The sequence below is a fragment of the Nocardiopsis synnemataformans genome, assembly GCF_965343085.1.
Lineage (GTDB): Bacteria > Actinomycetota > Actinomycetes > Streptosporangiales > Streptosporangiaceae > Nocardiopsis > Nocardiopsis alborubida.
Genome location: NZ_CBDRFA010000024.1, coordinates 73,052 through 99,025 on the forward strand (window position 1 = coordinate 73,052; position 25,974 = coordinate 99,025).

The following is a 25,974-nucleotide window of genomic DNA, read 5'->3' on the forward strand; positions in this document are numbered from 1 at the left end:
ACGGGGGCTGGTGTCTGGGTGGCTACGCTAGGAATGATCTCGCGATCCCCGCGAATCGCCTAATTCGCGTCCGTCCCTCCCCCCGAGGGCGACAACCGCCCACGACGAACGACAAAGGAATTCTTGGTGTGAGTGGATACTGCCGGGTCACGGTGACCGGACCGGAACGCTGGGCCGATCTGGCACTTCCCGGAACGGTTCCCGTGGCCACGCTGATGCCCCGGATCCTCGAGGTCTGCGCACCCGAAGAGGAGGGCACCGAACCCGCCGGGTGGACGCTCACGACCGTGGAGGGCGACCCCGTCCACCCGGACCAGCCGCTGGAGAGCGCTGGCGTCTACGACGGCGACGTGCTGATGCTGGGCCGCCGCACCGCGCAGGGCAGGCCCGCGCACGTGGACGACGTCCGCGGCGCGGTCGAGGACCGCGTCGACGCGACCGCGCACATCTGGAACCCGGCGACGACGCTGGCCTTCGGCCTCCTCGTCGCGGCCATCGGCCCCCTGCTGCTGTTGGGGCTGATGATGCGGCTGAGTCCGTCCGCCTGGCACATGGGGATCGCCTCGGCGGGAACCCTGTTCACGGTCGCGGTGATGCTGCTCGCCGCGCGCAGGCCGCTGCCCGCCGTCGCCCACGTGCTCTTCGCGACGGCCTGCGCGTGGGGCGCGGTCACCGTCGTGCTCGCCGCCAACCTGCTGACCGACGCGAACCCCCTGGTGCTGGCGGCCTTCGCGCTGTCCGGCGCCCTGCTGGTGGCGGTGATCGGCTGGACGATGCACGAGACGGGGCTGGCCTACATCTGCGCGCTCGGCGTGGTCGCGGTGACGGCCGGAGTGCTCGTGGTGGTGGGCGTCTTCGTGGAGCCGGCGCAGGGCGCCCGGTCCATGGGGCTGGTCCTGGCGCTGTGCGTGGGCGCGCTGCCGCGCGTGGCGATGGTGATGGGCGGGCTGTCCGGGCTCGACTACGAGGTGGGGCGCTCGGGGCAGGTCACCACGGACCGGTTCGAGGACACCTTCGGCAACACCGACCGCATCCTGCTGGGCATCGTGCTGGGCGCGGCGGTGAGCGGCGGCGCGACGACCGTGCTGCTGGCCTACCTGGCCACGGGCCTGCCCGACCTGCTGCTGTGCGCACTGCTCTCGCTGCTGCTGGTGCTGCGCTCGCGGCTGTTCGACCGGATCCGGCACGTGCTGCCGCTGCGCCTGGCGGGGGTGCTGGGCCTGGGCGCGGCTGGTGTCGCGACGGTCGGCGAGTACGCGTTCCTGGCGCCGTGGCTGCCGCTGGTCGTGCTCGTGGCGGGGATCGCGCTGGGCGTGCTGAGCTGGGTGCGGCTGACCGACGTGCCGCGGGCCTCGCTGCGCCGCCTCCTCAACTGGACGGAGATCCTGGTGATCATCGCGATGTGCGCGGTGTTCGCCTGGGGGATGGGCCTGTTCGCGCTCGTGGAGCGGATGACCGCGTAGCGCTGACGGTCGGTCCTCCCGGGGAATCCGCGTCCGGCGCGACGCGGTTCCCGGTGAGGGGCCGGGGCCTTGGGGCGGTCCGGCGCCGTCCAGGGGGTGACTTCCGGGGCGGCCGGTCAGGCGGTGTGTTCGGCCCCGCAGGAGGTCCGCGCGGCCTCGCAGGACTTCTGCATCGCGGTCAGGGCGCGGCGGCGGCGCGCCTCGCGCAGCGACACGCCCACGATGCGGGTGGCCGCGGCGGCCGTCACCACGGCCAGCGGGATGACGAGGAGCGAGGCGGGCTGCCGGATGGGGCGGTACCGCGCCCCCTCCCGGTCGATCAGCAGGAAGCCCGCGGGCCGGACCCGGACGAAGCCGGTGCCCCCGGCGCCGTCCCCGCCCGCGGTGAACAGGCGGCTGGAACCCCCACCCATCATGGTCAGCGCGGTGACCCGGGCCACCGGGACGACCGCGGACCCCTCCGCGACCACCGGGTCGCCGAACACCGACGAGGACCGCGCCGAAGCGCCGGTGTTCTCGATCAGCCTGGCCAGCGCGGACAGGGCGGGACTGGTGCGGCGGGCGCGGCGGCCCAGGACGTTGTCCGGCATGGCGGCGGGTCCCTTCGTGGCGGTTGCGTACCCGCCCCATTGTGTAACGCGGCCGCAGTGCCCGGGACGTTCCTGGCCTGTTCCGGACACCGGGTCGCAGCCGGTGGGAGGACGCGTTCTCCGGGACGCTGTGTGACGGAATGTGAGGGGAGGGCGATATGGTGTCCGCCGTCCGCGTTCCCCAGGAAGGAAACCCCCGGTGTCCCCTGCGCCCCACACGACGAAGACCGCGACCGCGCTGGTCCTGGCCCTCCTGCTGACCGCCTGCGGCGGCGGCGAGCCCGAGCAGGCCGCGGACGCTCCCGACGCCGCCGCGGCCGACGCCCAGGACTCCCCGCCCCAGGGGACCCCCGAGGCGGCGGTCGAGCTGGTCGACCCGATGGAGCTCGCCCCCGACGACCTGTGCCAGGTGCTCTCCGAGGAGACCAGCACCGAACTGCTCGGTCCGCCCGAGGACAGGGCCGGCAGCCAGGAGTCCGATGCCGGTATCCCCGACCCCGAGGACGTGGAGAACCTCGGCGGCCTCTCCATGACGTGCATCACCGTGGCCACGAGCATCGGTCCGCCGCCGCGCAGCCACAGCATCACCTACCGCCTGGAGATCCACGAGGGCCTCTACAAGGAAGACACCTCGGCACCCGCGGAGGAGGACGCCGACCCCTCGATCGGGATCGGTGACTACGCGGTCGTGGAGATCGACCCGGAGGGCACCGACGTCGACCTCCAGGTGGTCCAGGGCCAGGTCGGTGTGAGCATCGACTACTCGGCGACGGAGGTCGTCGACTACGAGGGCGTCTCCTACGTCGACGAGGAGGAGATGGTCGCGCGCGCCCTCAGGGCGGCGGAGGAGATCCTCGCCGCCACCGGTGTGTAGCGTCTCCGGAGGTCACCACAGAGGCGGCCCCAGCGCCTCCAGGGTCTCGGGGTCCACCAGGACGACCCGCTCCTCGGGGGTGGTCACCGCCAGCACCTCGCCCTCCGGGTGGACGGACACGCGCCAGAAGGGGACGGCGTCCGGGCTGCCCGCGGCGAGGTCCTCGCCGGTCGCCGCGTCCCACACGTGGCTGGCGTGGTGGACCTCCCCGTCCACGAGGTCACCCTCGACGTGGAACCAGCTGGCGTAGACCCTGGACCGGTCGGGGGAGAGCACGAGGTCCAGGAAGTAGGGCTCCTCCGCCTCGGCGAACCCCGGGATCGGGAAGGACGCCACCTCGGTGCGCTCGGCGTAGTCCCACCACACGACCCGGTCGCCGTCGAGGTGGAGCACCTCGTCGCCGCCCGGCACGACCGCGAACTCGGTGTCGGAGGTCCCGCGCACGGTGTGCAGCTCCTCGCCGGTGCCCGCGTCCCAGACGGTGATCGTGCCGCCGTTGTCGGTGACCACGCGCCCGGGGTCCGCGAACGCCGTCCCGTAGGCGAGGTCGGGGGCGAGGGAACCGCTCCGCTCCCCGGTCCGCGTGTCCACCAGGCCCACGCTGTCCGCGTCCACGTCCGCGTTCCGCTCCAGGGTCACGCCCAGCAGCGAGCCGTCGGGGCTGAACGACACCCGCTGGGCGTCGCGCGGTGTGGCGGGCCAGTTCCCGCCCACCGGTTCCCGCTGCGGCCCCAGGTGCTCGGTGGTGGTTCCCGACGGCAGGTCGAAGGCGGTGGCCACCGCCACCGGGTACTCCTGGTCCTCGTACGCGGTGGGCACGACCGCGGCGACCATGCAGCCGACCGGGGCGAACACCGGGCCCGTTCCGAGGGCCGCCGCGTCCGAGAGCCGCGCGACCTCCTCGCGTGCGCGCCAGTCCCACACCATGAGTCCGGGGCCGGAGGCGGTGACGGCCAGCAGGCTCCCGTCGGGGCTGAACGCCGTCTCCCACGCGTTGACGGCCTCCCCGTCCAGCTCCTCCTCGGGGGGCGGGTACGCCGTGCCGTCCCGGCACGAGGCGTCGGTGATCATGCCGGTCCCCCGCTCGGAGCCCGCGGCCTCCTCCCCGGTGGGCTCGCGGTACCTCCACACGGCGATCCCGGCCGCCACGGCCAGGGCCAGTCCGGCGGCGGACAGCGCCAGGAAGCGCCTGCGCCACTTCTGTCCCGTGGCTGCGTCGGTGTCCCCGGGCGCGTCGGTGTTCCCGGGCGCTCCGGGGTCCTCGGGGTCCTCGGGATCCTCGGGGTCCTCGGGAGCCTCGGGGTCGGTCCCGCTCACGTCGCTGGTCGCGGGCCCGCTTGCGGTCCCCCTCCGGTCCGCGGGCGCACCGGTGATCGGCTGGGTCGCGTCCGCGTCACCGGCCTCGTCCACCGCGCCGTCCAGGGCGCCGTCCACCGTGCCGTCCAGGGCGCCTCGTTGGCGCTCCGCGACCCCCCGCACGGACGCGAGCACCTCCGGCGGCCACGGCACCGCTCCGGCGGACCCCTCGCCGCCGAGCATGCGCACCAGGTCCGCCGAACTCGGCCGCAGCTCCGGCCCCCGCCGCAGGCAGGCCTCGACCAGCCCGCGCAGCTGGAGCGGGACCCGGGGCAGCCCGGACGCGCCCTCCACCCCGCTCGCCGCGAACGACACCGTGCCCGCCCACGCGAACACGTCCGCGGCCGGAGAGGCCCCGCCCTCGGGAGCGGCGAACGACGGGTGGGGCGCGCGCTGCCGGAGTCCGGCCACGGCCCACTCCAGCCCGGGGTCGGCGAGCAGCGCCGACCCGGGGGAGAGCACCACGCCCTCCGGCCACAGCGATCCGTGGACGCGGCCCGCCGCGTGCAGGTCGGCGATGCCCGACGCCAGTGTCAGCGCGAGGCCGTGCAGCGCGCCCGCGGGCAGCGGCCCGCGCTCGCGCACCAGGTCGGCCAGAGCGGGGCCGAGCGGCCGGTCGACCGCGGCCCACGGGACCGCGCCCTCGGTGTCGGCGGCGCGCACCCGGCACACGAACCGGGCCTCCAGGTCGTACGCGTCCTCCACCAGCCGGGCGAACGCCGCGCGGAAGTCCGGGTCGACCGCGTACTTTGAGCGCACGACCCGCACCGCGACGGGGTCCTCCCCGGGCGCCGAAGCCAGGTACACGCGTGCGTACGCGTCCTCCCCGAGGCGTGCGCGCAGGCGGAAGGGGCCGACGGAGGGCGGGTCATGGGGGTGCAGAGGGAGCATGGTGTCTCACGGGCTCGGAGCGGCGGGCGACGGGGTCGGTGAGGCTGAGGACGGCGGGACTGGTGGGGAGCCCGGGGCAAACGGGACATAGGGGGAAGCCCAGGGCCACCACCGCTCCCATGGGGATCACCCGATGCTGTCGCGCAGGCTCAGGTCCTCCGGCTCCATGATCCACAGCGGCGCGTGGTCCAGGGGCAGCCCCGTGACCACCTCGCCCTCCGGGTGCACGGTGATCCAGCTGACGTACTCCGCGTCCTCCCGCGCGGTCAGCTCCCGTCCGGTGGAGAACTCCCACACCTTCGTCCCGTAGTGCTCCTCGCTCTCCTCCGTGATGATCACCTCCCCGGAGGTGTAGTTGGCGTACAGGCGGTCGGCCGCGGGGTTCAGGGCGATCTCGCTCAGCCCGTTCTCCGGTACTTCGGCGGGTTCGAGGACGCGCGGCTCCCCGTCGTCGAGGAAGTTCTCGTGGACGACGCCGGTCCCGGTCATGTACACGACGTCGCCCTCGTCGTTGGGCAGCTCCAGGTTGTCGCCGAAGCCCGCCTTGGCCCCCTCGGCGGCCATGACCCGCTCCCCGCCGTCCGCCTTCCACACCTTCACCCCGCCCGCGTAGTCGACGGCGGCCACGTACGTCCCGCCCGGCGAGACCGTGAGGCTGAGGGCGTCGCCGCCCCCCTCGTAGGTGTCGGTGACCTCGTCGGTTCCCAGGTCCACCCGGAGCAGGTCGGAGTCGGCACCGGCCCCGCCGTCGGTCAGCAGCAGCGAACCCCCGTCCCGGGAGAAGGCCATCGCGCCGATGTCCGTGTCCTGCTGGAAGACCGTGTGCTCGCCCGTCTCCAGGGTGTACACGTGCGCGCCGTCCTGGGCGGCGTACCCGATCCGGCACCCGTCCGGGCTGAGGACGGGCGTGCCGCCCAGCGGGTCGATCTCCGCCTCGATCCGGGCGATCTCGGTCCCCTCGCGCCAGTCCCACAGGGCCAGCCCCTCGGTGCCGCCCGCCGCCACGATCCGGCCGTCGGCGGAGAACGCGGTGCTGACCATCGAGGTCGACGGCAGGCTCGGGGGGTCCTGGGCGGCCCGCGCGTACTCCGGCGCGATGTGCTCGGTGATCTCGCACCGCTCCCGCTCGCCCGGCCGCTCCGGCGCGGGCGGCTCCTCCGCGCCCAGGGTGGCCGCCGCCCACGTGCCCACACCGGCGGTGAGCACCAGCGCGACACCGGCGGCCCCGGCCACCAGCGGGCGCCGCCCGGGACGTCGGCGGCCGTCCCCCGCGGACCCCCCGTCCCCCGCGAACCTTCCGCCTTCCGCGGACCTCCCGTTCCCCGCGGTCTCCGCCTCCGCCTTCCGCAGGGCCGCCCCGACGGCGGACCGGTACTCCCGGCCGATCCCCTCCAACACCTCGACCGCTGACGGCGGCAGCCAGGTGTCGGCGGAAGCGGGTTCGACCGGCCCGCCCAGGGCGCTCAGCACCCGGGCGGCGGAGGGCCGCCGGCCCGGGTCCTTGTCCAGGCACGCCGAGACGATGTCGCGCAGCGGCCCGGGCACCCCCGTGAGCACCGGGTCCTGGTTGGTGATGCGGTACATGACCGCCGAGGGGTGCCCCTCGCCGAACGGCCCGGTCCCGGTCAGCGCGTACACGACCAGCCCGCCGAGCGCGAAGACGTCGGAGGGCGGACCGCCGGGTTGCCTCCGGACGTTCTCGGGCGCCATGTAGCCGGGCGTGCCGATGATCCGGCCGTCCTCCCCCGCCTCGCCCAGCACACGGGCGACCCCGAAGTCGATCACCTGCGGACCGGCCGCGGAGACCATCACGTTGCCGGGCTTGAGGTCGCGGTGCACCAGCCCGCCCGCGTGCACGCGCTCCAGGGCCTGGGCGACGCCCCGGGCGGCGAACCGCACCGTGTGCTCGGGCAGCGGACCGGTGGCCTGCACGAGGTCGTGCAGGGAGGGCCCCGCCACGTACTCCGTGGCCATCCAGGGCGTCTGCCCGGCGGGGTCGGCGTCCAGGACCCGCGGGGTGTAGGGGCCGTGCACCCGGCGCAGGAGTTCGAGCTCGCGGGCGAAGCGCTCCCGGAAGTCGGGGTCGTAGGCGTACTCGGCGCGCACCTCCTTGACCGCGGCGGAGGCGCCCTCCCCGTCCAGTCCGAGGTAGACGCGGCCCATGCCGCCGACGCCCAGCAGGGCTGCGGTCCGGTACGGGCCGACCCGGCGCGGGTCCCGGGGGGAGAGGTCTCGCATGGGGCTCCTCCGGTCAGGTCAGCTCGTTGACGACGGTGTAGTCGGAGTCGAGGACGAGCACGCGCCCGCCGCCGTCGGCCACAGTGGCCAGGTACTCGTCCTCGGGATGGGCGCCCATGGGGGAGTACACCGTCACGTCGGCGTCGCGGAGGAGTTCGCCGCTCCGCGCGTCCCACACGCTGCCCCGGTCGTCGGCCCAGCCGTACTCCCCCGCGTACACCCGGCTGCCGTCGGCGGAGTACCCGATGCCGCTGACGCTCTCCTGGTCGGCGGAGGGCTCGGCGAGGGGCACGAGCACCTCACCGGTGGCGAGGTCGACGACGTCGACCCGGCGCGCCCCGCTCTGGAGCGCCATGGTGCGGCTGTCGGGGGACAGCGCGACCGCGTAGTGGTCCCCGCCCTCGAACAGGCGGAGCCGCTCGCCGGTCGCGGGGTCCCACACGGCGACGCCGACGTACTCCTCGTATCCGTGCTCCATGACGACCCCGACCAGCAGGGAGTCGTCCGGGGTGTAGTGCAGGTCGGTGAGGACCCCGTCCACCGGGAACTCCACGTCGGCGGTGCCCGACTCCACGTCCCAGACCTGGATCACCCGCTCCTCGCGGGGGTCGCCGCCCTCGGCGGCGAGCACGGCGACCCGGGACCCGTCGGAGGTCAGCGCGGGCATGTCGTAGAAGCCGCGGCCGCCGTTGTCCTCGCCGAAGGTGTTGACCTCGTCGTCGCTGCCGCCGTCCCAGACGCGGATCACGTCGTCGTAGGTGGCGGCCACGTGGTCGTCCGCGCCGATCTGGGCGCCCCCCGGAGTGGGCTCGAACACGTCGACGGGCTCGCCCGTGCGCCAGTCCCACGCGGACAGGGACATGCCGAACACGTAGAGGGTCTCGCCGTCGGCGGAGAAGTCCACGTCGTAGATCCACCCCTCCAGGTCGACCTCGGGGGCGTCGTCGGCGGAGGGCGCGGCTGACGGAGCCCCCGGGGCACCGGCCGCCGCGTCGGCCCCGGGCGCGTCCCCGGTGCCCCCGAGGGGCCAGGAGGTGAGGGCGAGGGTGCCGCCGACCCCGATGACCAGCGCGGCCGCCGCGGCGGCGGAGACGGCGGCGGCGCGGCGCCGCCACCACGGCCGGTCGGTCCGTTCGGAGGCGCCGCCCGGCGCGTCGGCGGAACTCCCACTGTTCGGAGCGCCCACGGGGCTCTCCCCGTCCGGAGCGCCCGCGGAACTCCCGCCGCCCGCGTCCGGGCGCGGCCCGCGTCCGGCCATCGGCACGGTCGTGCGCTCGGCCTCCTCCGCCCTGCGGGTCTCGTTCTCCCGCACGTCGATCTGCCGGGTGACCGGTGAGGGCAGCCAGCCGTGCTCGGCCGGGGGCAGTGGCAGCTCGGACAGCCCGCGGTGCACCTCCTCGGCGTCGGGCCGCCACCCGGGGTCCTTGGCGAAGCAGCGGGCGAGCAGGTCGCGCACCGGGCCCTCGGGGACCGCGTCCAGGTGCGGGTGCCCGGTCATGACCCGGCGCAGGGTCTCGACGGAGTCCCCCGAGCCGAAGGGCGGGTCGCCTCCGGCGGCGAAGACCACCACTCCGGCGAGCGAGAACACGTCGCTGCGCGGTGTGACGTCCTCGCCGACGACCTGCTCGGGCGAGGTGTAGGCCGGTGTGCCGAAGGTCTGGCCCGTGCGGGTGAGGACGGTCCCCTCCACGGCGCGGGCGATGCCGAAGTCGATCACCTGCGGCCCGCGGGGCGACAGCAGCACGTTGCTCGGCTTGAGGTCGCGGTGCATGAGACCGGCCGCGTGCACGGTGACCAGGGCACGGGACAGTCCCAGGGCCAGGACCAGCAGCGACGGCGCCGGGAACGGGCCCCCGTCGTTCACGGCCTCCTTGAGGGTGGGGCCGGGCACGTACTCGGTGGCCATCCACGGGGGGTCCCCGTCGGGGTCCGCGTCCACGACGGCGGGGGTGAAGGGGCCGGCGACGCGCTGGGCGGAGCGGATCTCCCGGGCGAACCGCGCCCGGAACTGGGTGTCGTGGGCGAGGTCCTCCTTCACCACCTTGAGGGCGCACAGGTGGCCGCCGGGGGTGCGGGCCAGGTACACCCTGCCCATGCCGCCCTCGCCCAGACGGGCCAGGAGGCGGTGCGGGCCGATGCGCTGCGGTTCGTCGGAGGCGAGGGGGGCCAGCACGGCGGTACGTGTTCCTCACTGCGTCGAGGCACGGGGGAGGGTGCCTGTTCCAGCTGGGCCGGGGGCGGGGGAGCGCCCTCCAAGATAGCGGTTCGGTCCCGGGGCGTCCGGAGGACGGGTTCACGGTGCGCCCGCGGCCCAGCTCAGGGCGTGAGCACGTTGAGCAGGCTCAGTTCGGTGTCGTAGACGGCGATGTCGCCGGTCCCCGTGCGCAGGCCCGCCACCCGGGAACCGTCCGGGGACAGCGCCATGGGGAACACGCGGGGCAGGTCCGGGCCCAGCGCGACCTCGGTCGCCGAGGCGTGCTGCCACGCCACCATGTCGCCGCGGCCGGTGGCGGGGTCCAGCCGGGCGGCGAACACGCGGCCGCTCGCGGCGCTGTACGCGACGTCCACCAGGATGCCCTCGTCCGATTCGGAAACGAACTCGCGGATGATCGCCCCGGTCCCGGGCGCGACGAGGAACACGGAGCCGGAGCGGATGAGCAGCACGGCCGAGCCGTCCGGGAGGAGGTCGAACGAGGCCGCGCCGACACCGGCGCGCTCGCGGATCAGGCCCTGCGGCGAGAGGCTCTCGGTGTCCCACACGGCGATCCCGCCGCCGTCCTCGCCGCCCGCCACCACGCTGCCGTCGAGCGAGTACCTGATCGAGCCCAGCACGCCCGAGCCGGCCAGCCGTGCCTCCAGCTCCCAGGTGCGGGTGTCGTGCAGGTGCAGGAGCCGTCCGTCGGGGTCGCTGCGCACGCCCAGCGCGAGTGAGGAGCCGTCGGGGCTGAAGGCGATCGACCGCACGACCCTCTCCTCACCGACGACCCGCCTCCTGCCGGTCTCCAGGTCGACGACGGAGGCGCCGTCGAGGGTTCCGTAGGCCAGCAGGCACCCGTCGGGGCTGAACGCCGCCGGGGTCGGCGGAACGGCGGAGGAGTCGTGGTCGATGCGGGCGATGGCGCGCGACTCCCGCCAGTCCCACAGGGTCACCGTGTCGATCTGGGAGACGGCCAGGACGGAGCCGTCGGGGGAGAAGGACAGCGCGAGCGGCACGTCCCGGGGAAAGGCGGTCATCGGGTCCCCGGTCGGCGCGAGGCGGTCGGAGACGGCCGATCCGGTCGCGGAGCAGCCGTCGGCGTCGACGGCCGCCTCGGGGTCCCAGGAGGGAGCGGTGAAGGCGTACAGGCCCACGCTCACCAGGAGCACCACCACACCGGCCAGCGCGGCCGCGCGCAGCAGGGAGCGGCGGCGTCGTTCCCCGAGGCGTGAGGGTTCTTCGGGGTGGAGGGGGCGCATGGGTCCTCTGGGGGTGTTACAGGGGTGATCGAGGACGGCCCGCCGGTTCCGGGCCGGTGCGTGTGTGGTTGTCAGCAGCCACCGTAACCCCAGAAGACCGCTGGTGGGGAATGGTTCTGGAAGGTTCGGACAGGTTATGTGCCCGTCTGTCAGTTTTTGGTGCCTTGGGTCCGAAGATCTCTCGGCTGGAGGGGCTGGAGGGGCACGTGGCGGGCGAAAGGTCCGCCGGGGCCCGCGGAACCGGGACGCGGGACGTCCCGCGTGCCAGGGGATCCCGGGCTCCTGCCGGATCGGGGCGTGTCGAGCCCTTCTGCGCGGGTAGGGCGAGGAAGGAAGGAAAATCGTCCGCACGCGCGCCGGACAGGTGGCCGAGGGGCGTGTGCGGGGAGAGAGAGGGCCGTTCCCACGGGACGACGGTGCCGCGCGGGGCGACGGGTCCGCGCGCGGGACCTGGAGCCGCTGACAGGCGTCCAGGGCGCGTCCGGCGCTCGTACGAGGGCCGTACACCGGACAGGGGAGTGCGCTGGCGGGTTCGCGTGCGGGGAGAGGGTCGCGTGCGGGAGCCGGTCCCTCAGCGGCTCCGCTGGCCGCGGGGTCTCAGGGCTGGACGCGGAGCCTCAGGCGGCGACCGTGTGGTTGATGACGCTGCCGTGGCCGTAGACCGGCTCGGGCCCCTGCGCGAAGGGGTTGAGGAGTTCGGCGGCGCCGACGGGGTCGCTCGCGGGATGCGAGACGGGGCCGCCGTGGAACAGGTCGTTCCAGAAGAAGCGGCCGTCGCGACACCAGACGTTGACGTCGCGCTGGACCGAGACGACGGCCAGCTCGGAGCTGCCCGACCAGTAGAACTGGCGGGAGGTCACGGAGGCGAGCTCACCCAGGAGTGCCGTGATCGCGCGCTGGGCGCAGAAGGCGTGGCGGGGCCTGTGCTTGATTCGCCTGGCGAGGGCCGATTTCGCCCGGGAGGCCCGGGGGTTGTTCAGGCGCCAGTGACTCAAGGTCGTCTCCAGTGGTCTAGGTTGCCGCGGTGCCGTGTTCGCTTGTGCGGCCACGTCGCCGCGGTTCGAGGTGCTCCGCCTCAGGTGGCCTTGGCGGGTTCCCTCCACAAAGTTGGTGAGGCGTGAACGATGTCGTTACCTCGTAGTTATTCTTTGCGCTCCGGATGCTAGCAGCAACTGACCCCCGGTAGTCGAGGCTTCTACAAGTGACCAATATCACATTTAACGAATGGGTCTCGACTTCACCAAACCAAGAACCCGCAGTTCAGGGCATGTATTCCGAACGAGCGATCGCTTTTTTGGCGCCGCGAGAAGCTCGTCCGATTGCGGGGGAGATGTCGCCAGTGTCACCCGTTGTGGCGACTCTTGGCGTGTTTGTCGTGACTCTCCGCGACTTCGTGCAGGTTACGGGCCCTTGACCCGGTCAAACCCCGGCTTTGCCGTCTGCGGGCCCTTCCGGCATGCCGGTGTTCCTGTCGGTTTTGCCCACGCTTTCACCCCGGTGTAAGGGCTGGTCCCGTATGTGGAGGACACTGGAACGGTCGTACGAAACGGAGAGAAGTCGCCCAGTGACACAGACCGAGACATCCGGTGACCGGACTACTGCACGGGAGGGCGTCGTGGCCTCCGAACCCGCGGGCGGTGCCAGGGCCTGGCTCGTGTGGGGCGTCGCCGTGGGCGGGTACTTCCTGGCGATGCTCCAGCGCAACGGCCTCGGCGTGGCCGCCCTGGAGGCCCAGGCCCGCTTCGACGTCGGACCGGCTCTGCTTTCCCTGCTGCCGATGCTGCAACTCCTGGTGTACGTGGTCCTCCAGGTTCCCGCCGGGCTGCTGGCCGACCGGCTCGGGCCCCGCTACACGCTCGTGATGGGCATGGCGGCGATGGCGGTCGGGTCGTGCCTGTTCGCGCTCGCCCCCGGCATCGAGGTGGCGGTGGCCGGACGGTTCCTCATCGGCCTCGGCGACGCCCTGGTCTTCCTCAACGTCATCCGGCTGGCGGCCCTGTGGTTCCCGCGTGCGCGCTACGCCCTCGTCAGCGGGCTCACCGGCGTGGTCGGCGGCACGGGGCAGGTGGCCAGCGCCGCGCCGCTGGCGTGGGCCCTGGAGGGGTTCGGCTGGGTGGCGGCCTTCCTGTCCACCACGGCCCTGACCGCGCTGATGGCCCTGCTGATGCTGGTGGTCGTGCGCGACCGCCCGGCCGGGGCGGCGGGTCGCTCCACGGTCGCCGACCCGATCCCGGTGTGGGCCGCGCTCAAGGAGGCGCTGCGCTCGCGCGGACCGCAGATCGGCATGGCCCACCACGCGGCCGTCATGGCCCCGTTCACGATGATGATGGTGCTGTGGGGCTACCCGTTCCTCGTGAGCGGCCTGGGGCTGCCCGAGGACACCGCCGCCCTCACCCTCACCGCCCTGGCCGCGGGCGGGCTGTGGATAGCGCCGCTCGCGGGCGTCGTGATCGGACGCAACCCCGGCGTGCGCCGGTGGCTGGGGCTCACTCTGAGCACGGCGCTGAGCCTGGGCTGGCTGCTGCTGGTGGCGTGGCCCGGGGGAGTTCCGGTGGCCGTGGGACTGACAGTGCTGGCGGTGAGCGCGGTGGGGCAGACCCTGGCGCCGACGGTCTCCTTCGACTTCGCGCGCGACGGGATCCCCGCGAGCCGGACCGGCGTCGCCTCCGGCCTGGTGAACATGAGCGGGTTCACGACCGCCGTGGTGTGCACGGTGGCGGCGGGCGCGCTGCTCCAGGCGCTGCCGGAGGGGCCCGAGGCCTACCAGCTGGCGTTCGTGCCGATGGCCGTCGCCACGGTGTGCGCGACCGCGGCGCTGTACTTCTTCGTCCTCCGCCGCTCCCGGGGTTAGGTCTCGCGGCCGCGCGCGTGCGCGTGGGTGAGAAGGAGAGCGTGCGTCCCTGTCCTCGGAGACGGAGACGGAGACGGCCGCACGCGTGGAGGCCGGTCCCGCGGGACCGGCCTTCGTCGTGGGGGGGAGCCCGCGCGCGTGCGCGTGTGAGACCTGAGTGAACAGAGTCAGCGTGTCGGGGGACGGGGAGCCCGCGCGCGTGCGCGCGTGAGGACAAGGGGAGAAAAAGGGGCGTGTGTGCCCCTTGTGCCGCTCCGAGCCGCGTGGGACTTTCTCTGTCATGAGGTGGAGTCCGGAGCGGTCCAGGGAGATGTTCGCGCGGAGCCGTGTCGCCAGGCTGGCCACGGTGGGCGACCACGGGCAGCCCCATCTGGTGCCCGTGGTGTTCGCGGCCTACGGCGACACGATCGCGATCCCCGTGGACCACAAGCCCAAGACCACGTACCGGCTCAGGCGGATGCGCAACATCGAGGGCGACCCCCGGGTGTCGCTGCTCACGGACGAGTACTCCGACGACTGGGACCGGCTGTGGTGGGTCCGCGCGGACGGGGAGGCGCTGGTCCAGCACGACGGCCCGGCCTGGACCGAGGCACGCGAGCGGCTGGTGGAGCGCTATCCCCGGTACCGCGAGACGCCGCCCGAGGAGGCGATCATCCTGGTGGAGGTCCACCACTGGTCCGGGTGGTCGGCCGCGGAGGAGGCCGGTGCGGAACCCGCCGTGGAGCCCGACGCGCCGAAACACTGACGGTGCGGTGCGCTGACGGCGCGGTGCGCGTGCGTTCGACGGCGATCCCGCCTCCAGCGCCACCCTCGGCCGCCGACGGTGACGATGGAGGCGGGGTCTCATCCCGAACAGGTCGGGGGGTGGGGGCGGGGCCCGCCGCGCACGGCCCGCGAGGTGGCGCCGGGGCGGGCCGGAGCCACCTCGCCGTCCGCGGCGGCGGATCCCGGGTGCGGCCGAAGGTCAGCCCGCGCGCCAGGTGGCGTCCTGGAGCGCGCCTCCGGCCTGCGGGCCCATCAGGGAGAGCCCGCCGTCCACGAACAGCGAGGCGCCGGTGACGTAGGACGCCTCCGGCTTGGCGAGGAAGGCCACGGCCTCCGCCACCTCGTAGGCGTGGCCCGGCCGGGGCAGCGGGTACCCGGCGCGCGAGTCCAGCGCGGGCTCCTCCTCGTGCTGTCCGGTCATGGGCGTGGCGATCTCGCCCGGCGCCACCGCGTTCACGGTGATGCCGTACAGGCCCAGCTCCAGGGCCAGGACGCGGGTGAGCAGCTTCAGCCCGCCCTTGGCCGCGCAGTAGGCGCCCGCGGTCACCCGCGGGAACTCCTCGTGCACGCTGGTGATGTTGACGATGCGGCCGCCGCGACCGGCGTCGCGCATGTGCGTGGCCGCGATCCTCGAACAGAGGAAGGGCGCGTCCAGGTCCACGGACAGGACCTCGCGCCAGCGCTCGTAGTCGGTGTCCAGCAGTTGTTCCCCGGAGCCGGTGCCCGCGTTGTTGACCAGGACGCCCACGCCGCCGAGGTCCTCGATCAGCTCGGCGACGGCCTCCGAGCCCCGCACGGGGTCGGCCAGGTCGTGCTGGCGCACGGACACCCGGCGGCCGATCTCGCGGATCTCCGCCTCCGTGCGGTGCACGCCCTCCTCGTCGTGGTGGAAGGTGACGCCGACGTCGAAGCCCTGCTGCGCGAGGCGGATCGCCGTCGCCCGGCCGATCCCGCTGTCCGCGCCCGTCACCACCGCCACGCGGTCGTAGTCGTCGAACTCCGTTGCTCCCTCGACGCGGTCGTCGCGTGCCATGCTCTGCCCCCTTCCGTGCGCCTCCCGGCGGCGCACGCGCTCGGGTGAGCGGCTACCCAGCGCCACCCCCCGTACACGTGGGACCGGTGGCGCGGACGCGCGCCGGAGGTGCCCGAACGGGCGCGTTCCGTGCGCGTGGGTCCGGAGCCGGGGAGCCGCGACCGGTGCGTCCCGGACGCGCGGGGGCCGTGGGGCGGGGCGCCCTGCCCGGCCGCCCGCGAAAACCGGTTGACCTGCGCGGGGAAGTCCGTAGGGTCGGCCCGTGACGACGAAGCGGGGCCTGCTCACGGCCTATGACGAACAGACGCGGGGCGTACCCCGTACCCTCCCGGCCGGGGTCCGGGCCGAACCGGACGGCCCGGTGACGCGGCTGGTCGGCCAGCGCAGGGGCCTGGTCTGCGCACCGCCCGACACCGGCGTGCGGGGGGCCGAGCTGGACCGGCTGATCGCCCGCCAGCGCGACCGCTTCGCGGAGCGCGGGGAGTCCGTGGAGTGGAAGACCCACGGGCACGACCTGCCCGCGGACCTGCCCGACCGTCTCCGCGCGGCGGGGTTCGTGCCCGAGGAGCGTGAGACCGTCCTGGTCGGCCGGACCGACGCCGTCGCCACCGCGCCCGCGCCACCCGCCGGGGTCGTGCTGCGCAGGGTGGCCGAGACGGTGGACCTGCGCCGGATCGCCGACATGGAGTCCCGGGTGTGGGGCGCGGACTGGGGCTGGCTGGCCGATGACCTGGCCGACCGGATCGCCGCCGACCCGGAGGGGACCGTCGTCCTGACCGCCGAGGCCGGAGGCGAGGTCGTGTCCGCCGCGTGGCTGGTGTTCCGCGAGGGGACGGACTTCGCCGGGCTCTGGGGCGGTTCCACGCTGCCCGACTGGCGGGGCCGGGGGATCTACCGGGCCCTGGTGTCCGCCCGCGCCCGGATCGCCGCCGCGCGCGGGGTTCGCCACCTCCAGGTGGACGCCTCCGACGACAGCGCGCCGATCCTGCGCCGCCTGGGCTTCGAGGAGGTGACCACCACGACCCCCTACGTGTGGTCCCCACCGGAAGCGGGATGACCGAAGGGCGGGGCGGCCCGGGAGCCGCCCCGCCCTCTTGGCGGGGTCCGTTGTGCGGGGCCCGAGGCTGCCTAGAAGGCGGACTCGGGGACGTCCATCAGGTCCACCGTCACGCCCTCGGCGATGCGGCGCTCGGCGGCGATGCGCGGCAGGAACTGCTCGGCGAAGAAGCGCGCGGCGGCGATCTTGCCGGTGTAGAAGTCCTTGTCCTCGTCGCTGGCGCCGTCGATGCTGTTGAGGGCCACCTCCGCCTGGCGCAGCAGCAGCCAGGACAGGACGACGTCACCGAAGGCCATGAGCAGGCGGGTGGAGTTCAGGCCCACCTTGTACAGCTCGCGCGCGTCCTCGGCGGAGCCCATCGCGTGGCCGACCATGAGCTCGACGATCTTCTCGACGTTCTCGGCCGCCTCCAGGAGCAGCGCGCGCTCCTGCTTGAGCTGGCCGTTGCCCGCGTCGCTCTGCGCGAAGGCCTTGATCTCCCCGGCCAGCGTGCCCAGGGCCTGGCCGCCGTTCCTCACGATCTTGCGGAAGAAGAAGTCCTGGGCCTGGATCGCGGTGGTGCCCTCGTAGAGGGTGTCGATCTTGGCGTCCCGGATGTACTGCTCGATCGGGTACTCCTGGAGGAACCCGGAGCCGCCCAGGGTCTGGAGGGACTCGGCGAGCAGCGCGTAGGAGCGCTCGGAGCCCACGCCCTTGACGATCGGCAGCAGGAGGTCGTTCATCGCCTCCAGCTCCGTGGCGTCCTGGCCCGTGCGGTGCGCGATCTGGATCGCGTCCTGCTGGGTGGCGGTGTACAGCACCAGGGCGCGCATGGCCTCCACGTAGGACTTCTGCGTCATGAGGCTGCGGCGCACGTCCGGGTGGTGGGTGATGGTCACCTTGGGAGAGTCCTTGCCCGCGGCCAGGTCGTTGCCCTGCACGCGCTCCTTGGCGTACTCCAGGGCGTTGAGGTAGCCGGTGGACAGGGTGGCGATCGCCTTCGTCCCGACCATCATGCGCGCGTACTCGATGACGAGGAACATCTGGCGGATGCCGTCGTGCTTGTCGCCCACGAGGTAGCCGACGGCGGGGTGCTTGTCGCCGAAGGTCAGCTCACAGGTGGTGGAGGCCTTGAGGCCCATCTTGTGCTCGACGTTGGTCACGTAGGCGCCGTTGCGCTCGCCGGGCGAGCCGTCCTCGTTGACCAGGTACTTGGGGACCAGGAAGAGCGAGAGGCCCTTGGTGCCGGGGCCCGCGCCCTCGGGGCGCGCGAGCACCAGGTGGAAGATGTTCTCGCTCATGTCGTGCTCGGCCGAGGTGATGAAGCGCTTCACGCCCTCGATGTGCCAGGTGCCGTCGCCCTGGTCGACGGCCTTGGTGCGGCCCGCGCCGACGTCCGACCCGGCGTCCGGCTCGGTCAGGACCATGGTGGCGCCCCAGCCGCGCTCGATGGCGAGCTCGGCGAACCTCTTCTGCTCCTCATTGCCCTCCGCGTGGAGGATGCTCGCGAAGCCCGGACCGGCCGAGTACATGTGCACGGCGGGGTTGGAGCCGAGGACCAGCTCGGCGGCGGACCAGACCAGGGAGCGGGGGGCGCCGAGGCCGCCCAGCTCCTGGGGGAGGTCGAGGTTGTACCAGCCGGCGTCCATGTAGGCCTTGTAGGACTTCTTCAGGCTCTCGGGGATGGCGACGGTGTTCGTCTTCGGGTCGAAGACCGGGGGGTTGCGGTCCGCGTCCTCGAAGGACTCCGCGATGACGCCCGTGGCGAGGCGGTTGACCTCGTCCAGGATCGTGCGGGCGGTCTCCTCGTCGAGCTCCTCGAAGGGGGCCTGGCCCAGTACGTCCTGGCGCCTGAAGACCTCGAAGAGGTTGAACTCGATGTCGCGCAGGTTGCTCTTGTAATGCGTCATGGACAGCTCCGCTGTGTCCCTGGCCGCGGTGTCTGTACACGCGGATCTACCGACTAGTAACAAGTCAATGTTACTACCCAGTAGCCCCGGGCGCCAGTAGGGGGAGGGAGTTGTGTCCCAGGGGATACCAAAAGGAGGGGCTAAGTTCTCGTGAGCCGCGCGGGGCGGACTGTCCGAGGCGGGGTTGCGCGGGACGGGGCTGCGCTGGGCGGGGTTGTGCGGGGGAGACGCGGGTCATGTCGTGCGAACGCCTCCGGGAACGTGGCACGGGGCGGGGAGCCGCTGAGCCGCGGTCTCCCCGCCCTTTCGGAGGTTTCAGCCGGTGAGGACGTAGGGGCGCGTGGCGGGCGGTGCGCCGCCCGGGGGGACGGCGAACGTGGCCCACACGTGGGTGCCCAGGTCGGCCCAGGGTGTGAGGCGGAAGTGTCCCCAGGCTGTGGACAGGTTCTCCACGAGCAGCAGCCCGCGCTGGCCCTCGGCCCAGTTCCACTCGTCCTCCGTCCGCGCCTCCGGGACGGCCGGGACCCCGCCGCCTCCGCCGCAGTCGCTCACCGAGAAGCGGAGTGTTCGCGCGTTGGGCATCGACAGCGCGCGGACGACCTCGCCGTTCCTCTTTCCCGAATCCGTGTACTTGACGGAATTCGCGAACAGCTCACTGGCGCACAGCCGCATGGTCTCGACGAGGTCCTCGTCGAAACCGGCCAGGTCGGCGGTGAGGTCCTTGCGGACCTGGGACAGCTGGGCGAGGCTGCCCGGGTAGACGCGGTGCTCCCAGCGGACGAGGGGGCGCGGAACCTTGGGTGTGGTCAGGAAGATCATGCCGGGACCGCCTGTCGGTGGTGGTCCGGGCGGGGCTGCTGTGCCTGCTGCATCCGCTGCGTGCGCTGTTGCTGCTGGTCGAGCCAGACGCGGGCGAGGCGGGTGAACGTACGCCAGTCCTCGGGGTCCTCGCAGGCGGGGGACGGAGGACGAGGGGCGGGTACCGGAACCGGTCCGGGCTCGGAGGCCTGCGCGGGGACCGGGGCGGGGCCGGAGGCCAGGAGGTCGCCGGAGAACGGGGTGTTCCTGCTGGGCCGCTGGTCGAGACGGATGGTCGCCTCGCTTCGGACTCGCGCGTCTCCGGGTTCGCGGGCCTCTTCGCGGGCCGCGTAGTAGGGGCGGACCAAGGCGATGTCGTCGGCGGGGAAGCGCTCACTCGGCGGGGCCAGGCGGGCCGCGGGGACGGGAGCAGCGGAGAGCTTGGGGCGCTCGGGGTCCAGGTTGGTTCGTGCGGGAGGCGCTGTGGCCTCGACCGGAGCGGGAACCTGGGCGGGAACCGGGACGTAGCGGCGGACCCGGGTGGAGCGGCGGCGACGGCCACCGGCGCGGGAATGGCGTCCGCACGGGGGCGCGAAGAGGGCCTTGACCATGCCGAGGGCACGGATCAGGGCCGCAGCGCTAAACTGGCGCATGCTGGCAATCCTTGCTCTAAAAGGTTGGAAGTTGCTGGCCACGGCCCCGGACGGTGACTAACCGTCGCGGGGTCATTGTGTGGATGGAGTTGTGTGTTCGGTGCCAGATTAGGGCAGGGGCGGAGTGGAAGCGAACTTTTCTGCGAACTACTCCGGGGTAATTTCGGGTTGACGGCATCGCCGCAGCTCAGAGGTACGTTGTGGGTTCCTGTCTGACTCCTGGTTGCCTTTTGTGTGGCCCTAATGTCGGAATTCGTTGCTTTTGCTTATAATTCCGATACTTGTGCGGTGAAGTGAAAGGCGAGTGGGGTGTCTTATCGGCTCTGGCAGAACCCCGGTCTCGGTCCGGACGTCGGGACTAACCTTGCCCGTATGGAGCGCAAGGGCTGTGGCCATGCGGACGTACGGCTGCCTTCGCCGTTGGAGGAGGTCAACGACGAATTCCTGCACGGGTACGGCATCCGTCTGCTGCTCAAGCGCGATGACCTCATCAGCGCCGAGGTGCCGGGAAACAAGTGGCGCAAGCTCCACCTCAACCTCCAGGCGGCGCACGAGCAGGGCCGTTCCACGCTGCTGACCTTCGGCGGCGCCTACTCCAACCACATTCGCGCGGTGGCCGCGGCCGGAAGGGCGTGCGGGTTCTCGACCATCGGCGTTATCCGAGGCGAGGAGTACCGGCCGCTCAACTGGTCGCTCGCGTATGCCACGGAACAGGGGATGCGGCTGGAGTACCTGGACCGGAGCACCTACCGGGCCAAGCACACGCCCGAGGTCATCGACGGGTTGCGCGAGCGGTTCGGTGACTTCTACCTGTTGCCCGAGGGCGGGAGCAATGCCCTGGCCGTGTGCGGCTGTGCCACGATCGCTGACGAGATCGACGAGGACTTCGACGCCGTCTGCTGCGCGTGCGGTACCGGCGGAACCCTCGCTGGCCTGGCGGCAGGGCTGCCCCCGGGGCGGGAGGCCATCGGCTTCTCGGTGCTGAAAGGCGGCGGTTTCCTCAACGAGGAGGTACGCCGCTTCCAGGAGAACGCGGGTGCGGTGACCGGCAACTGGTCGGTCGAGACCGGGTACCACTTCGGAGGGTTCGCCAAGTACCCGCCCGAGCTGGCTGTCTTCATCCAGGAGTTCCACGCGCGTCACGGGGTGCTTCTGGAGCGGATCTACGTGGCCAAGATGCTCGCCGGGGTCTACGACCTGGTGGCGCGAGGAAGGTTCCGCCGGGGCGGCACCGTGGTCGCGCTCATCACCGGCCCGCCTGAGGGCTCGGATGGTTAGAACACCGGAGACTGTGCGGCGGCCTGCAAAGGGCGGTACCCCTGGCGGAGTACCGCCCCGTAGCTCTCGGTAGCTAGCCGAGGCTCTTGAGCGAGTCCACGAGCGCGGTCCACTCGGTGGCCGCGAACGACAGGTGTCCCAGCTCGCGGTTCTGCGTGTCCCGCACCGCCGTGGTGACGCCCTCGGCGACCTCAACACAGTTGGTTTCGCCTGCACTGTAGGTGGACTTGTGCCATGAGGGGGCGGTCAGGCGAGCCTCCACGCAGTTGGTGTCGCCAGCGCTGTAAGTGGACTTGTGCCACGTTCCTTCGTTGATCACTCGACTTCTCCTAGTGCTTTCTTGATCAGCGACCGTGACTGATCGGGAGGGAGGGCCAACCCCCGCAGGTCCCCCAGCCGGGAGATGTGTTCATCGACCGTGCCAGCGTCGGCGATCACTCCTCCACTTGACTTGGTCTCCAAGTACAGGAGCATCCCAACGTCCGGAAGCCTCAGTAGCTTGAACCCGTTGTCCAGCCCTGGGTGGTCCCAGGTGCCAGCCGGGATGATCAGAATCTCCACTCGGCTCCAGGCAGAGACCTCCAGCAGGTACTCAAGCTGTTTCCTCATGATCTCAGGGTTGCCGAGGCGCCGGTACAGCGCGGTCTCGTCCAGGACGACCGAGAAGAAGGGGGGATCGTCTCGGCGAAGGATTGTCTGGCGCTCGGTGCGTTCCGCCACCTTGGCATCTACGGCGGCCTGTGGAACAGATCGGTTGCTCGCTCTGATCGAAGCGCCTGCGTAGCCCCGTGTCTGTAGAAGCCCGGGAACGAGAAGGGGCTGATACTCATGGACCTGAGTGGCCCGCTGCTCCACGATCGGTAGCTTCCTGTACCAATCCGGCGGCTTGTAGACCTCGTGCTGTTCCTCCCACACGGCGACCAGTCGACCTTCACTGTTAAGCACCTGGTCAATTCGTTCCGCTGTGTCCTTTTTGGCGGGCGTCTTTCCCAGCTCGATATCACTGACCGTCGCCTGGGACGCTGGTAGCAGGCCTGCGAGCCTGCTCTGCGAAAGTCCCGCCTGTTCGCGAAACCGGCGCACCTCGGCACCGAACCTCTGAGCCCTCGGGTCGACCTCGTTCGCCATGCACAGATTCTTACCAGTCCGCTATCAGGCGCCAACAGGGTTTACCAGAGAATTTCGCATTCCCCAGCGATCGGTAGATCAGGCAAGCCCTCTGATGAGACTGTGACGACGGACGAAGAAAAGTCCCGGCGGCTGTACTGACAACCCCGGGACCTGGTCCGGAACCCGTGCTTCTCACGACAACAGGTACGAACATGAACCAGGCTATCCCTCGTCAGTCCACCCCGGAAGGCGTTCCCGGCCGCCGAACGCCGACGCTCCAACCGCCCCGGCGGATGCGGTTCGACGACTCCGACCGCTGCGGCATCGTCCTGGGCAGCGATCCCCGCCACGTCGGGATCGCCCGGAACTGGGCCTACCGCAACGCCCGCTCCCCGCGCCGTGCGGCCTTTCCGCTGGTGTTGGCCGTGAGTCTGCTGGTCACCAACGCGCAGCAGCACAGTCGATCCGGCGACCCCGGCGGCACCGTCCGGGTCACGCTGCACCGCAAGCCCCACACCTACACCCTGACGGTCACCGACGACGGCCCCAGGCCGGACCAGCCCATCCGCTTTCCGCATCCGCGAAAGCCCACGGAACCGCTGGCGGCCACCGGCAACGGGCTGCTGATGCTGGATGAGCTGTCGGTGTCCTGGGACTGGACGGGGAACGCGGGCGGACCCCTGACGGTGCGCGCCCTCATCGACCGCACCGGGCACCAGTGGACCGGGACCGGGGCCCTCACCGCTTCCGCTTGAGACTTCTCAGCCCCCACACGACCGATCGACCCCCGGTCATGTGGTTCCGTGCGAGCGATCTCCGGACCGTTCGCACACATCTGAAGGAACACACGAAAGGAAGAACGCAAATGCAGGAGCAGCAGTTCGACGGTGACCTGTTGGTCGCCGTCGAGGAGATCACGACCGAGCGCAGCCGTGGCGACCAGCCCTCCGACGGTGGCACTGGCCGCTCCGACCACAACGACAGCATCCGCTAGGAGAATCCGTGTCCGCTGATCTGATCAGCGGCCGTCTGGGCGGGGACCAGTTCCCCGCCCAGGTGCTCGGCCGCACCCACCATCGCTACGTCGCCACCGCCGACCAGGCCGCCGACTTCGCCGACCTGCTCACCTGGGCCGACTTCAACCAGTTGATCGCCACCCGACGCCTGGACGTGCCGCGCATGCGACTCTCGGCCGGACAGGCCGTGGAAGCGGGCGCTTACACCCACCTCCAGTCCTATCGGCGTATGCCCAACTGGAACGCGGCTGTCCCGCACTTGCTCCACGAGCAGCTTCGCCAGGGGGCCACCCTGGTCGTGGACGCGATCGAGGAGATGCATCCTCCGATCGCTGACGCGGTCAAGCACCTGGAAACGTGGCTGAGTGCCTACGTCCAGGTCAACGCCTACGCCTCTTGGACCGCGCAGGAGGGATTCGGAATCCACTGGGACGACCACGACGTCATCGTCCTCCAAGTCTCGGGGCGCAAGCGGTGGCGAATCTACGGCATCACCCGTGAGGCCCCGCTGTACTCGGACGTGGAGGTGGACAACGACGCGCCTACCGAGCCCATCGACGAGTTCACCATGGAGCCTGGCGACGTGCTCCATGTCCCCCGGGGATGCTGGCACGCGGCGTCGGCGTCGGAGGGTGAGCCCAGCCTGCACCTGACCTGTGGACTGAGCACGAGCACGGGCGCGGACTTTCTCGACTGGGTCACCGGCTTGATGCGGGAGCACGTCGAAGTCCGCCGTGATGTTCCCCGGAACGGAGACGAACAGGCGGAGTGGACCTATCGCCTGGCGGAACTGGTCGCGCAGCGCCTTCAGTCGCCCCGGGTGGTGCAGGAGTACTGGGACCACCTGGACCAGACCGCTCCGGCCCGGATGGTGTTCAGCCTGCCGGTCGCCGTGACGGGGGCGTTGTCGATGTCCTCGCGGGTGCGGCTGGCCTCCCACCGTGGCACCGTGCGCGAGGGGACCACCACCGTGGTCCTTGCCGCGCAGGGACGCCGCTGGCATCTGGCACTTCCGGCCGCTCCGGTGCTGCACCGGCTCGCCGAGCACGAACCGGTCACCGTCAAGGAGCTGTGCCAGCTCGCACCGAAGGTCTCGGAGGAGGCGTTGCTGTCCCTGCTGCGCCGACTCATGGACGACGGAGCGCTGGTGTGGGAGGGCGAGGAGTGAGCGTGTGGCTCGGACTCGGCACCTACCGCACCGACGACGCCGCTGCTTCAGCGCGCATTGCCGTCGCGGCGGGCGGAGTCCTCATCGACACCGCGCCTGTCTACGGTCACGGCACTCACCACCGCGCGCTCGCTCCGGTGCTCGCGGACCACCCGAACACGCGCGTGTCCTCCAAGCTGGGACACATGACCGCCGACCAGGCCCAGACTGCCCAGGCCGCAGGCGTACTGACCGACGAGGAAGCTCACCAGCGGCACAGCATCGCCCCGGCCTACGTGCGCCACCAGGCCCAGCTCACCATGTCCGAACTCGGCCGTGCTCCAGATGTGCTCTACCTGCACAATCCCGACCACCACGCCCACGGTGACCGCGCCCGCCTGCACGCGCACGTCCGTGACGCCTTCACGGAACTGGAACGGGCACGCGACCGCGGATTCCTGCTTGGGTACGGGGTGGCGACGTGGTCGGGGTTCGCCGGAGCGTTCACCGTGGCGGACCTTGTCCGTCTGTCCCGTGAGGCGTCCGGCGGAGCCCAGAGCGGCCTGGCGGCGATCCAACTGCCGGTGTCGCTGGTCAATATCGCACCGATCAAGGACGCCCTGAATGGAACAGGCGCGCTCATCGAGGCGCGCGAGGCAGGATTGCAGGTATGGGCTTCGGCCCCGCTGCATGGCGGCAAGCTCGTCCAGTTGGTGAACGTGCGCCTGGCGCACTACATCAGTGAGGGAATCTCGCCCGCCGAGGCCGCCCTGTTGGTGACCACCTCAGCTCCCGGTCTGACGGGGATGCTGATCAGCACGTCGAGTACGGAGCACTGGGAGAGCGCCGCAGCGACGGCGAGTGGCCCCCTTCTGCCCGAGACCCGACTCAAGGACATCAGTGACCTCCTTCTATCCCGAAAAAATGCCTGACCTGGAACAGGCGTGGCGTCACGCGGTCGCGGCCTTGGACCTGGCCGCACCGCCTGACGCCGCACTGCACCACGGGGTGGGCGGCCGAACCCTGAGCGGACCGGTCACGCGCAGCGGCGGAGTCCCGGCATGGCTGCGCGTGGAATCCGCGCCGAAGCCGGGTGGTCGAATGTGGGAGGGCAACCGTCTCGCTGAAAAAGCCCTTCCCCCAGACGTCCGCCGACCTCGTCTGCTCGCCGACCACACATGGGGGCAAGGACCGGTGTTCCAGGCCCTGTTGTTCTCCCGCGTCGACACACCCTCCGTGTCTGCGTCACCGGACCTTCGGGGACCGCTCACCGTCGACTCCGGTTGGTGGATGGACCTGCGCACGACACTTCACCAGCTTCAGCAGGTGTCTGTGCCTGAGAGCCGACGAAGCCACACACCGGGCTTCATCGAACGCATCCCCACTCACCTTCCCGAGGTGACCGAAACCGGAGTGGATCTGACCGTCCGGAGCTGGGCGACCTCTCACGCAGATCTGCACTGGGCCAACCTGACCCGCGATCCGCTGATGATCCTGGACTGGGAGGGC

Annotated in this window: 22 protein-coding genes and 1 pseudogene; 11 read left to right on the forward strand and 12 right to left on the reverse strand. The window is 71.8% G+C overall.

Going from position 1 to position 25,974, the window contains the following annotated elements; genetic code table 11:
- The first annotated feature begins 128 nt into the window (after positions 1 to 128).
- Positions 129 to 1,463 (forward strand): type VII secretion integral membrane protein EccD, encoded by a 1,335-nt coding sequence (gene eccD / locus ACSIH6_RS16015; RefSeq protein WP_435109092.1) that lies wholly within the window; start codon positions 129 to 131, stop codon positions 1,461 to 1,463.
- A 116-nt stretch (positions 1,464 to 1,579) separates the two neighbouring features.
- On the opposite strand, the gene ACSIH6_RS16020 is transcribed toward eccD, so the two are convergent.
- Positions 1,580 to 2,053, reverse strand: coding sequence for a GerW family sporulation protein (locus tag ACSIH6_RS16020; RefSeq protein ID WP_435109093.1), 474 nt, complete (start codon positions 2,051 to 2,053; stop codon positions 1,580 to 1,582).
- 199 nt (positions 2,054 to 2,252) lie between these two features.
- Here ACSIH6_RS16020 and ACSIH6_RS16025 point away from each other — a divergent pair, with 199 nt between their 5' ends.
- Positions 2,253 to 2,927: a hypothetical protein gene (locus ACSIH6_RS16025; RefSeq protein WP_435109094.1), complete on the forward strand. Its 675-nt coding sequence runs from the start codon at positions 2,253 to 2,255 to the stop codon at positions 2,925 to 2,927.
- Between the two features lie 12 nt (positions 2,928 to 2,939).
- Here ACSIH6_RS16025 and ACSIH6_RS16030 read toward each other — a convergent pair whose 3' ends face one another.
- The 5 genes from ACSIH6_RS16030 to ACSIH6_RS16050 all read right to left on the reverse strand — a co-directional run bounded on the left by ACSIH6_RS16030 (position 2,940) and on the right by ACSIH6_RS16050 (position 11,863).
- Positions 2,940 to 5,174: an acyl-ACP thioesterase gene (locus ACSIH6_RS16030; RefSeq protein ID WP_435109095.1), complete on the reverse strand. Its 2,235-nt coding sequence runs from the start codon at positions 5,172 to 5,174 to the stop codon at positions 2,940 to 2,942.
- A gap of 126 nt (positions 5,175 to 5,300) precedes the next feature.
- Positions 5,301 to 7,412: a protein kinase domain-containing protein gene (locus ACSIH6_RS16035; protein ID WP_435109096.1), complete on the reverse strand. Its 2,112-nt coding sequence runs from the start codon at positions 7,410 to 7,412 to the stop codon at positions 5,301 to 5,303.
- 13 nt (positions 7,413 to 7,425) lie between these two features.
- On the reverse strand, positions 7,426 to 9,582 hold the full coding sequence (locus tag ACSIH6_RS16040; RefSeq protein WP_435109116.1) for a protein kinase domain-containing protein: 2,157 nt from the start codon (positions 9,580 to 9,582) through the stop codon (positions 7,426 to 7,428).
- 146 nt (positions 9,583 to 9,728) lie between these two features.
- Positions 9,729 to 10,868 carry a WD40 repeat domain-containing protein gene (locus tag ACSIH6_RS16045; RefSeq protein ID WP_435109097.1) on the reverse strand — a complete coding sequence of 380 codons (1,140 nt, stop codon included), beginning with the start codon at positions 10,866 to 10,868 and terminating at the stop codon, positions 9,729 to 9,731.
- A gap of 617 nt (positions 10,869 to 11,485) precedes the next feature.
- Positions 11,486 to 11,863, reverse strand: a complete 378-nt coding sequence (locus ACSIH6_RS16050; RefSeq protein WP_435109098.1) for a hypothetical protein — start codon at positions 11,861 to 11,863, stop codon at positions 11,486 to 11,488.
- A 569-nt stretch (positions 11,864 to 12,432) separates the two neighbouring features.
- Between ACSIH6_RS16050 and ACSIH6_RS16055 the strand changes: the two genes are divergently transcribed.
- On the forward strand, positions 12,433 to 13,719 hold the full coding sequence (locus ACSIH6_RS16055) for an MFS transporter (protein ID WP_435109099.1): 1,287 nt from the start codon (positions 12,433 to 12,435) through the stop codon (positions 13,717 to 13,719).
- A gap of 280 nt (positions 13,720 to 13,999) precedes the next feature.
- The gene (locus ACSIH6_RS16060) at positions 14,000 to 14,464 is read left to right on the forward strand and encodes a TIGR03668 family PPOX class F420-dependent oxidoreductase (RefSeq protein WP_435109100.1); all 465 of its coding nucleotides are present in this window, start codon (positions 14,000 to 14,002) and stop codon (positions 14,462 to 14,464) included.
- A gap of 219 nt (positions 14,465 to 14,683) precedes the next feature.
- Here ACSIH6_RS16060 and ACSIH6_RS16065 read toward each other — a convergent pair whose 3' ends face one another.
- Positions 14,684 to 15,517 (reverse strand): SDR family oxidoreductase, encoded by an 834-nt coding sequence (locus tag ACSIH6_RS16065; RefSeq protein WP_435109101.1) that lies wholly within the window; start codon positions 15,515 to 15,517, stop codon positions 14,684 to 14,686.
- 262 nt (positions 15,518 to 15,779) lie between these two features.
- Here ACSIH6_RS16065 and ACSIH6_RS16070 point away from each other — a divergent pair, with 262 nt between their 5' ends.
- The gene (locus ACSIH6_RS16070; RefSeq protein WP_435109102.1) at positions 15,780 to 16,574 is read left to right on the forward strand and encodes a GNAT family N-acetyltransferase; all 795 of its coding nucleotides are present in this window, start codon (positions 15,780 to 15,782) and stop codon (positions 16,572 to 16,574) included.
- 71 nt (positions 16,575 to 16,645) lie between these two features.
- Here the strand turns inward: ACSIH6_RS16070 and ACSIH6_RS16075 are convergent, their stop codons facing one another.
- The 3 genes from ACSIH6_RS16075 to ACSIH6_RS16085 all read right to left on the reverse strand — a co-directional run bounded on the left by ACSIH6_RS16075 (position 16,646) and on the right by ACSIH6_RS16085 (position 19,914).
- Complete coding sequence (locus ACSIH6_RS16075) at positions 16,646 to 18,463, reverse strand: acyl-CoA dehydrogenase (RefSeq protein ID WP_435109103.1); 1,818 nt, start codon at positions 18,461 to 18,463, stop codon at positions 16,646 to 16,648.
- A gap of 315 nt (positions 18,464 to 18,778) precedes the next feature.
- Positions 18,779 to 19,282, reverse strand: a complete 504-nt coding sequence (locus ACSIH6_RS16080) for an ATP-binding protein (protein WP_435109104.1) — start codon at positions 19,280 to 19,282, stop codon at positions 18,779 to 18,781.
- Positions 19,279 to 19,914 (reverse strand): hypothetical protein, encoded by a 636-nt coding sequence (locus tag ACSIH6_RS16085; protein WP_435109105.1) that lies wholly within the window; start codon positions 19,912 to 19,914, stop codon positions 19,279 to 19,281. Before ACSIH6_RS16085 ends, ACSIH6_RS16080 begins: the two co-directional genes overlap by 4 nt.
- A gap of 372 nt (positions 19,915 to 20,286) precedes the next feature.
- Between ACSIH6_RS16085 and ACSIH6_RS16090 the strand changes: the two genes are divergently transcribed.
- Positions 20,287 to 21,192, forward strand: coding sequence for a 1-aminocyclopropane-1-carboxylate deaminase/D-cysteine desulfhydrase (locus ACSIH6_RS16090; RefSeq protein ID WP_435109106.1), 906 nt, complete (start codon positions 20,287 to 20,289; stop codon positions 21,190 to 21,192).
- Between the two features lie 73 nt (positions 21,193 to 21,265).
- On the opposite strand, the gene ACSIH6_RS16095 is transcribed toward ACSIH6_RS16090, so the two are convergent.
- Both ACSIH6_RS16095 and ACSIH6_RS16100 read right to left on the reverse strand, forming a co-directional pair.
- A complete protein-coding gene (locus ACSIH6_RS16095; RefSeq protein ID WP_435109107.1) occupies positions 21,266 to 21,511 on the reverse strand; it encodes a DUF397 domain-containing protein in 246 nt (81 codons plus the stop codon).
- Positions 21,508 to 22,320 (reverse strand): helix-turn-helix domain-containing protein, encoded by an 813-nt coding sequence (locus ACSIH6_RS16100; protein WP_435109108.1) that lies wholly within the window; start codon positions 22,318 to 22,320, stop codon positions 21,508 to 21,510. Before ACSIH6_RS16100 ends, ACSIH6_RS16095 begins: the two co-directional genes overlap by 4 nt.
- A gap of 194 nt (positions 22,321 to 22,514) precedes the next feature.
- Here ACSIH6_RS16100 and ACSIH6_RS16105 point away from each other — a divergent pair, with 194 nt between their 5' ends.
- The 5 genes and pseudogenes from ACSIH6_RS16105 to ACSIH6_RS16125 all read left to right on the forward strand — a co-directional run.
- Positions 22,515 to 23,057, forward strand: coding sequence for an ATP-binding protein (locus ACSIH6_RS16105; protein WP_435109109.1), 543 nt, complete (start codon positions 22,515 to 22,517; stop codon positions 23,055 to 23,057).
- A gap of 110 nt (positions 23,058 to 23,167) precedes the next feature.
- Positions 23,168 to 23,296, forward strand: coding sequence for a hypothetical protein (locus ACSIH6_RS16110; protein WP_435109110.1), 129 nt, complete (start codon positions 23,168 to 23,170; stop codon positions 23,294 to 23,296).
- A gap of 8 nt (positions 23,297 to 23,304) precedes the next feature.
- Complete coding sequence (locus ACSIH6_RS16115; protein WP_435109111.1) at positions 23,305 to 24,486, forward strand: cupin domain-containing protein; 1,182 nt, start codon at positions 23,305 to 23,307, stop codon at positions 24,484 to 24,486.
- On the forward strand, positions 24,483 to 25,397 hold the full coding sequence (locus tag ACSIH6_RS16120) for an aldo/keto reductase (RefSeq protein WP_435109112.1): 915 nt from the start codon (positions 24,483 to 24,485) through the stop codon (positions 25,395 to 25,397). Before ACSIH6_RS16115 ends, ACSIH6_RS16120 begins: the two co-directional genes overlap by 4 nt.
- A gap of 358 nt (positions 25,398 to 25,755) precedes the next feature.
- A pseudogene (locus tag ACSIH6_RS16125) lies at positions 25,756 to 25,974 on the forward strand (phosphotransferase); the annotation flags it as partial.

Excerpts from the sequence above, each read along its gene's own strand:
- ACSIH6_RS16020 (WP_435109093.1), bottom strand. The coding sequence starts at position 2,053 with ATGCCGGACAACGTCCTGGGCCGCCGCGCCCGCCGCACCAGTCCCGCC.
- ACSIH6_RS16030 (WP_435109095.1), bottom strand. The coding sequence starts at position 5,174 with ATGCTCCCTCTGCACCCCCATGACCCGCCCTCCGTCGGCCCCTTCCGC.
- ACSIH6_RS16035 (WP_435109096.1), bottom strand. The coding sequence starts at position 7,412 with ATGCGAGACCTCTCCCCCCGGGACCCGCGCCGGGTCGGCCCGTACCGG.
- ACSIH6_RS16045 (WP_435109097.1), bottom strand. The coding sequence starts at position 10,868 with ATGCGCCCCCTCCACCCCGAAGAACCCTCACGCCTCGGGGAACGACGC.
- ACSIH6_RS16060 (WP_435109100.1), top strand. The coding sequence starts at position 14,000 with ATGAGGTGGAGTCCGGAGCGGTCCAGGGAGATGTTCGCGCGGAGCCGT.
- ACSIH6_RS16065 (WP_435109101.1), bottom strand. The coding sequence starts at position 15,517 with ATGGCACGCGACGACCGCGTCGAGGGAGCAACGGAGTTCGACGACTAC.
- ACSIH6_RS16075 (WP_435109103.1), bottom strand. The coding sequence starts at position 18,463 with ATGACGCATTACAAGAGCAACCTGCGCGACATCGAGTTCAACCTCTTC.
- ACSIH6_RS16080 (WP_435109104.1), bottom strand. The coding sequence starts at position 19,282 with ATGATCTTCCTGACCACACCCAAGGTTCCGCGCCCCCTCGTCCGCTGG.
- ACSIH6_RS16085 (WP_435109105.1), bottom strand. The coding sequence starts at position 19,914 with ATGCGCCAGTTTAGCGCTGCGGCCCTGATCCGTGCCCTCGGCATGGTC.
- ACSIH6_RS16090 (WP_435109106.1), top strand. The coding sequence starts at position 20,287 with ATGGAGCGCAAGGGCTGTGGCCATGCGGACGTACGGCTGCCTTCGCCG.
- ACSIH6_RS16100 (WP_435109108.1), bottom strand. The coding sequence starts at position 22,320 with ATGGCGAACGAGGTCGACCCGAGGGCTCAGAGGTTCGGTGCCGAGGTG.
- ACSIH6_RS16105 (WP_435109109.1), top strand. The coding sequence starts at position 22,515 with ATGAACCAGGCTATCCCTCGTCAGTCCACCCCGGAAGGCGTTCCCGGC.
- ACSIH6_RS16110 (WP_435109110.1), top strand. The coding sequence starts at position 23,168 with ATGCAGGAGCAGCAGTTCGACGGTGACCTGTTGGTCGCCGTCGAGGAG.